General features: G+C 44.8%; 16 protein-coding genes, 1 tRNA gene and 1 pseudogene. 7 read left to right on the top strand and 11 right to left on the bottom strand.

Features of this window, described 5'->3' with window-relative positions:
- Positions 1 to 7: 7 nt before the first annotated feature.
- From N5P32_RS15475 to N5P32_RS15455, 5 genes are all read right to left on the bottom strand, one after another.
- Complete coding sequence (locus N5P32_RS15475) at positions 8 to 712, bottom strand: flagellar hook assembly protein FlgD (RefSeq protein WP_265729918.1); 705 nt, start codon at positions 710 to 712, stop codon at positions 8 to 10.
- Between the two features lie 10 nt (positions 713 to 722).
- Positions 723 to 1,172 (bottom strand): flagellar basal body rod protein FlgC, encoded by a 450-nt coding sequence (flgC, locus tag N5P32_RS15470; RefSeq protein WP_265729917.1) that lies wholly within the window; start codon positions 1,170 to 1,172, stop codon positions 723 to 725.
- A gap of 5 nt (positions 1,173 to 1,177) precedes the next feature.
- Positions 1,178 to 1,570: a flagellar basal body rod protein FlgB gene (gene flgB / locus N5P32_RS15465; protein ID WP_265729916.1), complete on the bottom strand. Its 393-nt coding sequence runs from the start codon at positions 1,568 to 1,570 to the stop codon at positions 1,178 to 1,180.
- Positions 1,571 to 1,791: 221 nt separating this feature from the next.
- Positions 1,792 to 2,628: a CheR family methyltransferase gene (locus N5P32_RS15460; protein ID WP_265729915.1), complete on the bottom strand. Its 837-nt coding sequence runs from the start codon at positions 2,626 to 2,628 to the stop codon at positions 1,792 to 1,794.
- 60 nt (positions 2,629 to 2,688) lie between these two features.
- Positions 2,689 to 3,618 (bottom strand): chemotaxis protein CheV, encoded by a 930-nt coding sequence (locus N5P32_RS15455; RefSeq protein ID WP_265729914.1) that lies wholly within the window; start codon positions 3,616 to 3,618, stop codon positions 2,689 to 2,691.
- 139 nt (positions 3,619 to 3,757) lie between these two features.
- Between N5P32_RS15455 and flgA the strand changes: the two genes are divergently transcribed.
- From flgA to N5P32_RS15435, 4 genes are all read left to right on the top strand, one after another.
- Entirely contained in the window at positions 3,758 to 4,450 is a 693-nt protein-coding gene (flgA, locus tag N5P32_RS15450; protein ID WP_265729913.1) for a flagellar basal body P-ring formation chaperone FlgA, read from the top strand.
- A gap of 112 nt (positions 4,451 to 4,562) precedes the next feature.
- Complete coding sequence (gene flgM / locus N5P32_RS15445) at positions 4,563 to 4,877, top strand: flagellar biosynthesis anti-sigma factor FlgM (protein WP_265729912.1); 315 nt, start codon at positions 4,563 to 4,565, stop codon at positions 4,875 to 4,877.
- 37 nt (positions 4,878 to 4,914) lie between these two features.
- Entirely contained in the window at positions 4,915 to 5,394 is a 480-nt protein-coding gene (locus N5P32_RS15440; RefSeq protein WP_265729911.1) for a flagella synthesis protein FlgN, read from the top strand.
- An 82-nt stretch (positions 5,395 to 5,476) separates the two neighbouring features.
- Positions 5,477 to 5,552, top strand: a tRNA-Arg gene (locus N5P32_RS15435).
- 76 nt (positions 5,553 to 5,628) lie between these two features.
- On the opposite strand, the gene N5P32_RS15430 is transcribed toward N5P32_RS15435, so the two are convergent.
- Genes N5P32_RS15430 through N5P32_RS15415 form a run of 4 tightly spaced genes read right to left on the bottom strand, consistent with a single transcriptional unit; the run spans position 5,629 to position 8,559 of the window.
- Positions 5,629 to 6,036 carry an OsmC family protein gene (locus N5P32_RS15430; RefSeq protein WP_265729910.1) on the bottom strand — a complete coding sequence of 136 codons (408 nt, stop codon included), beginning with the start codon at positions 6,034 to 6,036 and terminating at the stop codon, positions 5,629 to 5,631.
- A gap of 44 nt (positions 6,037 to 6,080) precedes the next feature.
- A complete protein-coding gene (gene trpC / locus N5P32_RS15425; RefSeq protein WP_265729909.1) occupies positions 6,081 to 6,896 on the bottom strand; it encodes an indole-3-glycerol phosphate synthase TrpC in 816 nt (271 codons plus the stop codon).
- 20 nt (positions 6,897 to 6,916) lie between these two features.
- A complete protein-coding gene (trpD, locus tag N5P32_RS15420) occupies positions 6,917 to 7,957 on the bottom strand; it encodes an anthranilate phosphoribosyltransferase (RefSeq protein WP_265729908.1) in 1,041 nt (346 codons plus the stop codon).
- 23 nt (positions 7,958 to 7,980) lie between these two features.
- Positions 7,981 to 8,559, bottom strand: a complete 579-nt coding sequence (locus N5P32_RS15415) for an anthranilate synthase component II (RefSeq protein WP_265729907.1) — start codon at positions 8,557 to 8,559, stop codon at positions 7,981 to 7,983.
- A gap of 365 nt (positions 8,560 to 8,924) precedes the next feature.
- Between N5P32_RS15415 and N5P32_RS15410 the strand changes: the two genes are divergently transcribed.
- Both N5P32_RS15410 and N5P32_RS15405 read left to right on the top strand, forming a co-directional pair.
- Positions 8,925 to 10,256, top strand: a complete 1,332-nt coding sequence (locus tag N5P32_RS15410; protein WP_265729906.1) for a magnesium transporter — start codon at positions 8,925 to 8,927, stop codon at positions 10,254 to 10,256.
- A gap of 63 nt (positions 10,257 to 10,319) precedes the next feature.
- Positions 10,320 to 11,432: a mechanosensitive ion channel family protein gene (locus tag N5P32_RS15405; RefSeq protein WP_265729905.1), complete on the top strand. Its 1,113-nt coding sequence runs from the start codon at positions 10,320 to 10,322 to the stop codon at positions 11,430 to 11,432.
- Positions 11,433 to 11,594: 162 nt separating this feature from the next.
- On the opposite strand, the pseudogene N5P32_RS15400 reads toward N5P32_RS15405, so the two are convergent.
- Together N5P32_RS15400 and rpe are read right to left on the bottom strand one after the other, a co-directional pair.
- Positions 11,595 to 12,205 (bottom strand): annotated as a pseudogene (locus N5P32_RS15400) (HAD-IA family hydrolase); the annotation flags it as partial.
- Positions 12,205 to 12,876, bottom strand: a complete 672-nt coding sequence (gene rpe, locus N5P32_RS15395; RefSeq protein ID WP_265729904.1) for a ribulose-phosphate 3-epimerase — start codon at positions 12,874 to 12,876, stop codon at positions 12,205 to 12,207. The gene rpe and the pseudogene N5P32_RS15400, both read right to left, overlap by 1 nt.
- Before the next feature lie 89 nt (positions 12,877 to 12,965).
- On the opposite strand from rpe, the gene N5P32_RS15390 reads away from it, so the two are divergent.
- Positions 12,966 to 13,214 carry a hypothetical protein gene (locus tag N5P32_RS15390; protein WP_265729903.1) on the top strand — a complete coding sequence of 83 codons (249 nt, stop codon included), beginning with the start codon at positions 12,966 to 12,968 and terminating at the stop codon, positions 13,212 to 13,214.
- Positions 13,215 to 13,242 lie beyond the last annotated feature (28 nt).

Genomic DNA, 13,242 nt, shown 5'->3' with positions numbered 1-13,242 from the left:
TCTCCAATCACCCTAATATTTCTAATTCATTCGTGAGTTTTATTTTGCCGTGGTTTTCCACATTCAAAACCGTACCGTTTTCACCATTGATTGTGACACCTTGGATGCGTGTCGGTAATCGGGTATTCATCGCGGAAATTTCGCCCTTCTCATTCGCCGAAGAAGCGGCAAAACGATATTCTCCAGACGGCAAAACATTTCCGTCATCGTCTTTCTTATCCCACTTGTAATCGCCCGTGTTCAATGTTGCTGTGCGAACAAGACGGTTGTCTGCGTCGTATATTTTCAACGTGGCCGTTTGTGAGTTTTCAGGTATCACCACTTTTACTGGCACTTCATCCAATCCGTCGGTGACTTTCGTCCTGTTTCCTTCCATCAGAATCGATTTCCCCACCAACGTCGAAGCACTCAACGCTTGATTAGAGGTCAAAGAAGTCGCCATATTCTCAAGCTGATCCGAAATACTAGTTAATCGCTCGAGAGAGCTGAACTGGGACATTTGCGCCACCATATCATTTGCATCTTGCGGGGCGGTTGGATCCTGCCCTTTAAGCTGCTCGATATAGAGTTTTAGAAAGACGTTTTGGTCCGCTAAGGCCGCCTCATCTTTTGGCACTTCCGGTTTTTCAATTCCGGCTTTAGATTTGGCCGCATCCGTCCCGTATTGGGAGATCAGCCCACCAAGCCCTTTTGTATCAGAGATATTCGCCATATGTCAGCTCCTATGACTGCCCAAGTGTGAGCATCTTCTGCATCATACTTTTTGCGGAGTTCATAATTTCTACGTTCGTCTGAAAAGATCGAGAAGCCGACATCATATCCGCCATCTCTTCCATTGGGTTTACGTTTGGATAAAACACGTACCCTTCATCATTTGCCATGGGGTGATCTGGTTCATATCTTGGTTGTAACGGGGCATCGGATTCTACAATGCCATCTACCTTTACACCCACTCCAGCTCCACTGTTGTCTGTCTTTACATTTCCCCAACCATACTCTTGCATGCTGTCGTTCATCATCTGTGAAAAAACAGGCTTACGCGCACGGTATGTCTGGTCCGCTGAACTTGCTGCACTGTCCACGTTTGCCATGTTGCTTGCAATCGTATTCAAACGCACTGTTTGCGCGCTCATTGCAGATCCAGAAATGGTAAAAATATTACTTAAAGACATCGTGATTAATTCCCAGTAAGCGCTTTTTTCATGCCGCTGATTTTACGATCCAAGAACATAAAACTCGTATCAAACTGCATCGAGTTTTGGGCGTACTCCGCTTGCTCTCTTTGCATATCTACCGTGTTCCCATCCAAAGAAGGCTGGTTGGCGTTACGATAAAGCAACCCCTCTGGCTCACCAGCAAAACCTTCCCCCGATATATGTCGAGCGTTAGTGCCTGCCAGTGATAACTTATTACGTTCATTGTTTAAAAGTGAATCGAATGAAATGTCTCTCGCCTTATAGTTTGGCGTATCCGCATTCGCAATATTATTCGCAAGCACAGCCGCTCTGGCACTTCTAAACTCAAGCGTTTTATCGTGACCCGCAAATGCACTGGAAAAAGAAATCGCCATTTCACCCTCAATTCAAACAAAAATAATTGATTCTGCTTAACATAAAGCAATTATAGTGCCAGAAAATAAAATCTTTTAATTTCAATAACTTAAACAAATAAATATACCGAACGGCAAAAAGCGGCAATACAAAAGATAGGACAACAAAAACAAAAAAGCCCATCTAAACACATTAGACGGGCTAATTTGGAGACCTCAAGAAGGTCTAAGATATGTTGTATTTACAGCGACTTTGCCTTGTAAACAATACCCGGATGACATTGCACTATCTCAAAGTAATCAGACAAGCCACTGAGCGCCTCCGATCCACCAAGAAATAAGTACCCGCCCGGCTTCAATGATGCGTGCATACGCTTCAAAATATCTAACTTCAATTCCACCGTAAAATAAATCAGAACATTTCGACAGAAAATAACATCAAACTTGCCTAACATTGAAAACGACTCAATGAGGTTCAAATATTTGAACTCAACACGAGCCCCTAAATGCGGCTTAATCTTCCAAGTAAGATCATTTACCTTATCGAAGTAACGTTTTTGCAAATCCGGCCCAAGACCACGCGCAATAGCAAGACTATCGTACTCCCCCTGCTTGGCGTGCTGCAGTATGTTGGTACAAATATCCGTCGCAACAATTCTTTCACCCGCTTTCAATACACCAGGGCGAGAGGACTTAAATTCCTCGATCACCATACTGATAGAATAAGGTTCTTGCCCGGTAGAAGACGCTGCCGACCAAATTCTCAGTGGAGACGCCGACATTTCCGGCAATACTTTTTCTTTTAAAATAGTAAATGGGTGCGTATCTCTAAACCACAGCGTTTCGTTCGTCGTCATCGCATTGATGACTTCTTCCTTCAACTTAGAGCCGCCAATCCTTTCCAAAGCATCCACTAGCTGCTCTATTTTAGAGAAGCCTTCACGCTCTAAGATTTTACCTAAGCGACTAGCAACCAAATACTGCTTGTTATCGCTCAATGAAATACCGCACACTTTCTGCAGATAGTCCCTGAACCTGATATAACCATTTGGTGTAATTGTATTTGTACTACTGAGCATCAAAACTCCATACGTGCCAGATTCAATATAAAAAGATAAATCTCAAAGAATCGCTAAATGCTATTCTGATTGAACCTGAACCGTCTCAATTGCCAAACGAGCAAGCTCATCAGGCTGGAACTTGGCCAAGAAACCATCCGCACCCACTTTTTTCACCATAGATTCGTTAAACACACCACTCAAAGAAGTATGAAGAAGAATAAACAAGTCTTGTAGGCGACTGTCATTACGAATAGATGTGGTCAGCGTATAGCCATCCATTTCTGGCATTTCTATGTCGGAAATGACCATGGAAAACTCTTTCGTAACATCTTTCCCTTCCGCTACCATGTTCTGTAGATAAGTAAGCGCCTCTCGCCCATCACAAAGAACCGTCGTAGCAAAACCGACTTGCTCCATACAACGCTTAATTTGCTTACGCGCCACAGACGAGTCATCAACGATTAATATATGATGTTTCTGAGCGTTTTCGGTGACACCGGCATTAACAATACCTTCTGAGATATCTTGGCGTGTTGGCGCCACTTCAGAAAGAATCTGTTCCACATCGATGATTTCTACCATTTCTTTGTCTACCTGACACACAGCCGTCAGGTAATTGTCATTAGACAACCCCTTTGGCGGCGGCTGAATATCACTCCAGTTCATGTTCACAATACGCTCTACGCCACGCACTAAGAACCCCTGAATGCGACGGTTGTATTCTGTAATGATCACAAAGCACTGACTGATGTTCTCGATCGGGCTTGCCCCCGTAGCCAACCCCAAATCTAAAATAGGAATAGTACCGCCACGGATATGAGCCACCCCTCTCACCACAGGAGAGCTGTGCGGCATCGTGGTCAATTTAGGACACTGCAGGACTTCTTTCACTTTAAAGACGTTAATACCGTAAATCTGCTTACCATTTAAGCGAAACAACAGCAATTCAAGTCGGTTTTCTCCCACGAGCTGTGTACGTTGGTTAACAGTATCCAAAACTCCAGCCATAAACGCCTCCAAAATGTGTAAACATTAACTGAGGTAGCACCTCAAAATTGTTAAAATGTATCGTCCAATGATAAAGTGAATTCAAATTTTTTACTAACTATCTTATTTATCACGTCATAATAAACAAAGAGACCGAATCATGCGAACCATAAGGCTAAGTATAGCCTTCATTTTTCTACACGCGGGAATAACATTCGCTGCATCAACCGAAGAACAAATTAATCACTACATCAATCAGGTAGAGATCCCACGGTTGTCAGAAATTTATCCAGATGCAAGCATTACCATTACATTAAACAACCTTGCTGCGCTCAACTACTTACCAAACTGTGAAAGCGGTCCAATTCAGATACAAAACCAACGCCCGGATGCTACGAAACGCACAAACTACGAAATAAGTTGCGAGCAACCAACATGGAAATCTTATATACCGGTCACCCAAAGCATCATGATTCCGGCCATAAAAACCATCGTCCCTATCAACCGAGGCCAAGTCATCAGCCCGTCTAACACCGATGTCGGCGAAGTGGATATATCAAACCTCAGAGGGCACATTTACACCAAAAAGAAGCCACCCTATGGCCTCATCGCGTCGCGTAATTTGCGCATCAACACCTTTGTTACCGATGCCCTGACAACCCCACCAACCTTGGTTAAAAAAGGCGATTTGGTTCTCATTACCGCCAACAGTGGAAACATTATAGTAAGAATGAACGGCGTTGCTTTAGAAAACGGCATAAAAGGCCAACAAATACGCGTAAAAAACACCAGTTCTGAACGAATTATATACGCCAAAGTTGTAACTGACAGTGAGGTTCTTGTAAACTATTGAGTACAGAGTGATCGGCAAAATATAAATTCTTTTTCTGAGGCTTTATTACTAAAGTTTCGCTAGACCCAGCCGACAATATAGACAGGCAAATCATAAAAGGGCGGAAAACCCAATGGCAATACATTTTACAGGTCTATCAAATCAGAACCCGATAAGCAAAAGTGAGCGATCGCAAAAAGACGACGCTACTGGCAGTGCTACGGCAAAACAAAGCGGCGTTCAAAGTGGCGGCACTCTTGCGGAAGATACCGTAAAACTGAGCGGTACAGCACAAACACTACAAAGCCAGCAGTCTAAAATTAACAACTTACCTGATGTTGATATGGACAAAGTAGAGCAAATTAAAAACGCAATCGCGGCGGGCGAGTACAAAATAGACACTCAGAAGCTAGCGAATAATATGGCTTCTATGGATTCACTCTTCTAGACTGCTAACTCAATGCAGCTAGCACACGGTTTGTCCTATGATTCCTATCGCTCCAATATTCGTCAGAAGCAAAGAGATATTAGAACAGCTCTCTTCGCTTCTTGATGAAGAACGCACCGCATACGGTAAACAAGACAGCGAAGTCATCATCGACTTATCCGCTAAAAAACAAACCCTTCTTGATGAAATGAACCAACTTAATGAGAAAAGAGTCAATATTCTTATTAAATTTGACATCGTAGATCGCAAGAAACCCACCGAAGAAGCATTTAAAGACTGGCTGAGCTTACAAGATAGCTCAATGGACAATGTTCGCCTCTTAATGCAGGAATGTGAAGCGCTATTAAAAACCTGCAAAACCAAAAACAACACCAATGCACGCGTCCTCAATACCCTTCAAAAACGCAACAAACACCTTTTTGAATTACTCCAAGGTCACAGCAGCAAAAATAAGGTCTATACAGCCAGAGGGTCTACCCGCCCGATAAGCAGCAAACACACCTTAGGTCGAGCTTGAAAAAACCATAAAAATCAAAGCCATAGTTCGTTTGGATTTGTATTTATACACCAAATAATGTATAAAACTCTCTGAAAAATACGTCCTCATAGGTAAACAGGATATACCGGCCGCCTCCTAAGCAGCTATTCCAGGTTCGAGTCCTGGTGGGGACACCATATATCGCTCGCTCATTTTCATTCCGAAAAAAAGAGCCTTTCGGCTCTCTTCAATATTCATAAACTCAGCAACGTATTATTCAGCTTCAACCACTTCGAAGCTATGTACGATCTTCACGCCACCTTTTTCTAACATAAGTGAAGCCGAGCAATACTCTTCAGCGGACAATTTGACGGCACGCGCAACCACGCTCTCTTTTAGGTTGCGACCTGTCACAACAAAGTGAACACGAATTTCTGTAAAAACGGCAGGCACAGCGTCCGCACGATCGGCATCAATTTGTACTACGCAAGACACGACATCTTGGCGAGATTTTTTCAAAATACCTACCACATCATAAGAGGTGCAACCTCCTAAGCCAGCAAGTATCAATTCCATAGGTCTCGGTCCAGCAACCTGATTACCGTCTATTTCTACTTTAAAACCAGAACCCGTTTCAGCCGTAAAGTGCACATCTTCTTGCCAACTAACATTCGTCTTCATATCTAAACCTTACCTATATTCTGTCATCCAAAAATTCATCGTTACTAGGATTGAAACAATTCCGCCAACTTTTCACCAGGATCATCAGCACGCATGAACGCCTCTCCCACCAAGAAGGCATGAATGCCTTTTTGACGCATCAATGCCACATCATCACGCGTATGAATACCACTTTCCGTTACAATCAGTCGATCTGAAGGCACACTTCCCATCAACTCAAAGGTGTGATCAAGGCTTAATTCAAACGTATGCAAGTCACGATTGTTGATACCAAATAGCTCTGTCTCGGTATACTCCAAAGCCAAATCCAACTCAGGACGGTTGTGAACCTCAACCAAAACATCCATTCCCAAGTCACGAGCCATTTGATCCAACTGACGTAACTTATCACCACTCAAACAGGCCGCGATTAATAGGATACAGTCAGCCCCTATGGCTCTGGCTTCCAATACTTGGTATTCATCGACAATAAAATCTTTACGGATAACAGGCAATTTACACGCACTGCGCGCTTCCACCAAAAAATCTTCATGCCCTTTAAAAAAGTCACTGTCTGTCAATACAGACAAACACGCCGCGCCAGACCGTTCATAAGATCGAGCAATATCAGCAGGAATAAAAGGTTCACGCAAAATACCTTTACTCGGAGACGCTTGCTTAACCTCTGCGATAACAGCGGCTTTACCAATGGCAATCTGATGTCTCATCGCTTGTGCAAATCCACGGGGCGCATTGTGCACATTGGCAACAGACGCAGCCACTTCCAAATTACCGTACGGTGTATGAGATTTGCGCTCAGTAATTTCTTCATACTTACGAGCCACAATTTTTTTTAAAATAGTCGGTGTTTCTACTTGCATTAGGTTACTGCTCCTATTTTCTACAGTGAGTCAGGGCTCATAAAACAACGTGTAAAACTGGCTAGTTCAGACATTTTAACTTTGGCTGTCCCGCCACCGATGACGTCTTCCGCAATGTTCACACCCTCCGCCAACGAATCGGCAATACCAGAAACATAAATGGCCGCACCGGCATTCAGTGCCACAATATCTCTAGCAGGGTTTATTTTTCCTTTACCCTCTAACGCCATTTTAACCAAAGCCAGGCTTTCAGAGGCATCGGACGCTTGAATCGTATCAATTGATTGAAGCGGAATACCAAAATCTTCAGGGGAAATCGTATATTCAAACACCTCGCCATTTTTTAGTTCCGCTACATACGTTGGTGCAGCAATGCTAATCTCGTCCAATCCATCTTGTGAATGAACCACCATCACATGCTCACTGCCTAAGGCTTTAAGCACCTCGGCAATAGGACGAACCCACTTCTGATGAAAAACCCCCATGACCTGCCGTTTCGCATTGGCCGGATTGGTAAGTGGGCCGAGTAAGTTAAAAATAGTGCGCGTCGCCATTTCTTTGCGAGGCCCGACCGCATACTTCATCGCCGAGTGGTGATTCGGTGCAAACATGAATCCCAGACCAATCTCTTCTACGCATCGGCATACTTGTGCAGCATCAAGCCCAAGAAAAATCCCAGCTTGTTCAAGCACATCTGCGCTGCCCGATTTCGATGACACAGATCGCCCTCCATGCTTAGCCACTTTCCCGCCAGCAGAAGCCACAACAAACGCTGAAGCTGTCGAGACATTAAATAAGTTTCCACCATCGCCGCCAGTACCGCAGGTGTCGACCACATGTTCTAGGTCCAAATGCACTTTACTGGACAACTCTCTCATCACTTGTGCCGAAGCAGTTATTTCTTCAACGGTTTCGCCCTTCATGCGCAAACCAATTAAAAAACCGCCAATTTGAGCTGGTGTGGCTTTTCCTGTCATGATGTCATTCATCACTATTCGCATTTCGTCGCCGCTTAAATCTTGGCGCTCAACAACAGCAGCAATCGCTTTTTGAATATCCACCAGCCTCTCCTATCAGGTTAAATCTATCGTGTTAAAAAGTTGGCCAACAAAGCATGACCTGCTTCGGTTAAAATTGATTCAGGGTGGAACTGCACCCCTTCTACATTCCATGCCTTATGTCGAATTCCCATAATTTCATCTTGTTCTCCTGCCGCATTGTGGCTCCATGCCGTGACTTCTAGACAGTCCGGTAACGCGTCCGCCGACACCACCAAAGAATGATAGCGCGTGGCCGTTTGGGGGTTCGGTAATCCATAAAACACAGAGGTATTTTGATGATAAATTAATGACGTTTTGCCATGCATAACATTTTTAGCACGAATCACCTCTGCGCCAAAGACCTGACCAATACTTTGATGGCCTAAGCAAATACCCAATATCGGAATACGCCCGGCAAACGCCGCAATAGCAGACATAGAAACACCCGCTTCATTTGGTGTACAAGGTCCCGGCGAAATAACCAAGTGCGATGGCGCAAGACGCTCTATCTCCTCGACACTAATTTCATCATTACGAAACACTCGCACATCCGCTCCCAACTCGCGGAAGTACTGTACAAGGTTGTAAGTGAAAGAATCATAATTATCTATCATCAATAACATAACGAAGGGACACGCCTAATTAAAACAATATGGATCCATACCAATTCCGCCACTGGATAAGCACGGACACAAAAGCCGAAATGCAATGATGAGCAACAATCGCCTGCATTTATTGTGCGCTAAATTCTACACTGTCAGGCACAGCCTGTCTCGCCAGACCGTGATCCCGAGGCGCTTAGGCTTGATACTTTTTTAGCCACAAAGTCATTAATTGACACATTTATGCGTCAACCTTGTTTAATGATTTTGAAAACCCAGCATAAAATCTTATAAAAACAATGCCTTGTTTGAAATCAAAGCGGTTATACCGCACACTAGAAAGCATGTTATCTTAACCGTCATTACTCTGTGTTTAAGGATGCTCTGTGCATAGTCAAGTCGCTGCCCTCATCGAAACTCTTATCCATGACGAACACTCTCCAGAGTCCGTTAATAAAGCCATTTCAGAGTTGACTCCCGACGATGTGGCGCTGGCCTTAGAATCCATTCCATTGGCGCAGCGTAAGCAAGCTTGGGCCAACATAAAACAAGCTAACCGGCTCGACATTTTAGTAGAAATGCGTGGTGAATCTCGCCAGCTACTGCTCAAAGAGCTGGACGATTCTGAGATTGAAACCTTATTTACCGACGTTGATGCCGAAGACCTATTAGAGATCACGGACTCGTTGCCAGATCGTCTTGTCGACATCGCGCTCAAACAAATGGACACCAAACAGCGTGAATACTACCAACAAGGTATTGTTTACGACGATGATGTTGTCGGTCGTTGGATTGATCACGAATTATTAATTGCCTCTCAATCCATTCGTACGTCCGAAGCCATGCGACTGCTTAAAAAGAGCACGCCAGATTACACAGACATGGTTTATCTGGTCAATCGAACTGGCCGCTGGGTTGGCTGCGTAAAATTCGACAAACTCTTTAAAGCGCAGGGTCATGAGCCGATTTCCAGTCTTATTGATGAAGACTGCTCTTTTATTCACGCTGACACGGAACTCACCAAAGCCGCAGAGCAATTAGAGCGCTCCGCCCTATCTGCTCTGCCTGTTGTCGACGACAATCACATCCTTTTAGGGCGATTCCATGCTGGCTTGGCCATGGAAACTTGGCGTTTAGAACACGAAGCGCAGCAAATGTCGACCGCCGGTCTAAACGAGGAATCCGACCTTTTTGCTCCAGTTAAACGCAGCGCAGCCACGCGTGGCATTTGGCTTGGTATCAATTTGCTCACCGCTTTTTTAGCCTCGGCTTTTATCGGCCTATTTGAAGCCACACTGCAACAAGTGGTCGCTCTTGCCGTACTCATGCCTGTGGTCGCCTCCATGGGCGGCATTGCCGGCAGCCAAACGCTCACTCTGATTGTGCGTGGTTTAGCACTTGGCCAGATCACTCGCAGCAACTTGAAGTCGCTCTTAAGCAAAGAGCTAAAAGTCGGCGGACTCAACGGTATTTTATGGGCCATTGTGATCGGCGTAGTGACACTTTGGTGGTTTGAAAGCCCAATGTTAGGAGCCGTTATCGGCTTAGCCATCATCGTCAATATCATTATGGCGGCCCTTTCAGGTGTGCTGATTCCTGTTCTACTGGATAAGTTACGCATTGACCCAGCACTTTCTGGCTCGGTCATCCTGACAACCGTTACCGACATTGCAGGGTTTGTTGCCTTCTTGGGGTTAGGCACGCTATTGCTTTTGTAATGATGGCATAACGACAATCACGCTTCACATTTACGACAAAGATATAGGAAAAGAGAACCAACAATGACTTGGGAAACGATGCAGCTCTATTTGGGCCTAGGCGACACAAAAATGCACTGGGTAGTCAGGGTATTTTTAGTTGTACTAGGGACACTATTGGTCAACTTTATCGCCACCCGCTTCCTAATGCGTGTTGACCGTCAGCTCGAAAAAACCAAAACACCATGGGACAATGTCTTAATTCATGCAGCTCAAAAGCCAATTGGGATGTTTATTTGGCTTGCTGGTTTAAGTGTTGCGGCAGAAATTTCCGGTACCGAATTAGACCCAGACTTCAGTTCGCTTATTCATGCCATCAGGGAAGTGGGTGTCATTGTCATTCTTACTTGGTTTGTTCTTCGATGCATATCGGAGAGCGAGCGCACCTTAACCAGCTCAGACAAAATAAACAACAATGTCGATTACACAACGGCCAGCGCAATCAGTAAACTATTGCGCGCTGCGGTGGTCATTACAGCCGCTTTAGTGGTGTTGCAAACATTAGGGTACAGCATCTCTGGAGTTTTGGCCTTTGGCGGTATCGGTGGTATTGCCGTTGGTTTCGCCGCAAAAGATTTACTGGCCAACTTCTTTGGTGGCTTGATGGTGTATTTAGACCGACCGTTTGCCATTGGTGATTGGGTTCGATCGCCGGATCAGAATATTGAAGGCACTGTTGAGCATATTGGCTGGCGTCAAACTCGCATCCGAACTTTCGATAAACGTCCGCTTTATGTACCAAATTCGACGTTTTCTCTTATTTCAGTTGAAAACCCGTCGCGCATGACGCACCGTCGCATTAATGAAACCATTGGCGTTCGCTATGACGACTTCCGCCTATTGCCTACCATTTTGTCCGACATTAAAGAGATGGTGGCCAATCATGAAGACCTCGATACAAATGAAACCTACATGGTCAATTTTAATCAATTTGGCCCATCATCATTAGATTTCTTTATTTATGCCTATACCAAAACCGTGGACTGGCGAACCTATCACAACGTCAAACAAGACGTGCTGTTCCAAGCAATGCAGATCATTGAGTCACATGGCGCGGAAGTGGCTTTCCCGACTCACACCATACATATGGCCGCAGACAATCAAGCCTCTTTATCCGCAGAACCAAAGAGCGAGTAACAAAAAAGCGCCAAGCTCAATAGAGTTTGGCGCTTTTTACATTACAACCAATACCATCCTCAACCCATGCCAATATCAATAACAGCGCGCTGCTTAGACAAGCAACTCAGCCAGATCGTCGATGACGGCATCCGCGCCTAGCGATTTCAAATCCACGCCCTGATGATAACCATACGTCACCAAAGCACATTTAAAGCCTGCGTTTTTCGCGGCGTTAAAGTCTGTAATCGAATCGCCAATCATTAGACAATTTTCAGGCAATGCTTCGATGGATTCACTGCAATACAATAAAGGCATTGCCGAAGGTTTTTCTCTTCTAACGTATCGCCACCTAACAACCAACCAAACTGTTCTGTAAGCTCAAAGTGATCCAGCATAGGCTTTACAAACACACTTGGTTTATTGGTGATCAATGCCACCGGAACCCCATTGTGCTTGAAGGCTTTAAGCAAGGCTTTAACATTTGGATATAGACTTGTGCCATCCGTTAAATGCGCGTGGTAATGCATTAGGAAAATACGGTACGCCTCTTCCTGCTTCGCAGGATCAATATTGGCCCACTCCAATGCTTGCTCGATCAACTTAGCCGAGCCAAAACCCACCCAGCCGCGCACTCGATCTTCGCCAGCCACTTGGGATCCAAGCTCCGTCAAGAAAGCATCTACCGCACCAGCAATATCAGGAACGCTATCAACAAGTGTCCCGTCGAGATCCAAACAGACGAGTTCCGGCCAGCCGTCAAACCATTTAGTGAAATACTGCGGCGTTTTCATTAACGCGTACTCGCAAGTTCTTTACGCATGGCATCAATCACCGCTTTGTAATCTTCTTTGCCAAAAATGGCGGAGCCTGCAACAAAGGTGTCTGCACCAGCGCGCGCGATTTCCGCGATGTTCTTTTCACTTACCCCACCATCCACTTCAAGACGAATGTCATAACCACTGGCATCGATTAATGCACGCGCTTCACGCAATTTGTCCAAAGTGCCAGGTATAAAAGATTGCCCACCAAACCCTGGGTTCACCGACATCAACAGCACCATGTCGATTTTATCCATCACATGCTTTAAATAATGCAATGGCGTGGCTGGATTAAACACCAACCCGGCCTTACAGCCGCCGTCTTTGATCATTTGCAAAGAACGGTCAATGTGCTCGCTGGCTTCTGGGTGAAAAGTAATAATAGAGGCACCTGCTTCTATGAAATCACCAATCATACGATCAACCGGTTTCACCATAAGGTGTACATCAATATCGGCGGTCACGCCGTGTTTGCGTAATGCCTTGCAGACCATAGGCCCAATGGTTAAATTGGGGACATAATGATTATCCATCACATCAAAATGGATGATGTCGGCTCCTGCCGCCAATACAGTATCAACTTCTTCGCCTAATCGAGCAAAATCGGCAGAAAGGATAGAAGGGGCAATGATAAAATCATTCATATCTGACTCCAGCAGTGACACAATAAAGGTCTCATAGTGAAAATGTAGACCGCATTTTAACAAGACCTTTTAAAGAAGTATTGAAAACAATGAAGAAAATTACCCTACCGTTCACCATCATTGCACTTCTTTCCTTGAGCTCATTTTCTCTGTTGGCTGAGGAATCTCAGCCCACATCCAGTGATACCAATTCACAAAGCACACCGCCCGAAAGCAACAACGAGTATGTTGTACCAAAACCGCAATTATCACGCATTGACGCCTTAAAATCGTCACTTACGCTGAGGCACCTTGATCATCAGATACAAACGCTGGATGCCAATGGAGAAACCTTTTAACCCTCTACAGCCCGTCATTAACCAGCTC

Source organism: Marinomonas pontica (genome assembly GCF_026191375.1).
GTDB lineage: Bacteria > Pseudomonadota > Gammaproteobacteria > Pseudomonadales > Marinomonadaceae > Marinomonas > Marinomonas pontica.
This window is presented reverse-complemented; position numbering and strand designations above follow the sequence as displayed.

Bases quoted from the DNA above. Each gene is read 5' to 3' on its own strand.
- N5P32_RS15475 (WP_265729918.1), bottom strand. From the start codon at position 712: ATGGCGAATATCTCTGATACAAAAGGGCTTGGTGGGCTGATCTCCCAA.
- flgC (WP_265729917.1), bottom strand. From the start codon at position 1,172: ATGTCTTTAAGTAATATTTTTACCATTTCTGGATCTGCAATGAGCGCG.
- N5P32_RS15460 (WP_265729915.1), bottom strand. From the start codon at position 2,628: ATGCTCAGTAGTACAAATACAATTACACCAAATGGTTATATCAGGTTC.
- N5P32_RS15415 (WP_265729907.1), bottom strand. From the start codon at position 8,559: ATGTTATTGATGATAGATAATTATGATTCTTTCACTTACAACCTTGTA.
- N5P32_RS15440 (WP_265729911.1), top strand. From the start codon at position 4,915: ATGATTCCTATCGCTCCAATATTCGTCAGAAGCAAAGAGATATTAGAA.
- N5P32_RS15430 (WP_265729910.1), bottom strand. From the start codon at position 6,036: ATGAAGACGAATGTTAGTTGGCAAGAAGATGTGCACTTTACGGCTGAA.
- N5P32_RS15455 (WP_265729914.1), bottom strand. From the start codon at position 3,618: ATGGCTGGAGTTTTGGATACTGTTAACCAACGTACACAGCTCGTGGGA.
- trpC (WP_265729909.1), bottom strand. From the start codon at position 6,896: ATGCAAGTAGAAACACCGACTATTTTAAAAAAAATTGTGGCTCGTAAG.
- N5P32_RS15405 (WP_265729905.1), top strand. From the start codon at position 10,320: ATGACTTGGGAAACGATGCAGCTCTATTTGGGCCTAGGCGACACAAAA.
- rpe (WP_265729904.1), bottom strand. From the start codon at position 12,876: ATGAATGATTTTATCATTGCCCCTTCTATCCTTTCTGCCGATTTTGCT.
- flgA (WP_265729913.1), top strand. From the start codon at position 3,758: ATGCGAACCATAAGGCTAAGTATAGCCTTCATTTTTCTACACGCGGGA.
- flgB (WP_265729916.1), bottom strand. From the start codon at position 1,570: ATGGCGATTTCTTTTTCCAGTGCATTTGCGGGTCACGATAAAACGCTT.
- N5P32_RS15390 (WP_265729903.1), top strand. From the start codon at position 12,966: ATGAAGAAAATTACCCTACCGTTCACCATCATTGCACTTCTTTCCTTG.
- flgM (WP_265729912.1), top strand. From the start codon at position 4,563: ATGGCAATACATTTTACAGGTCTATCAAATCAGAACCCGATAAGCAAA.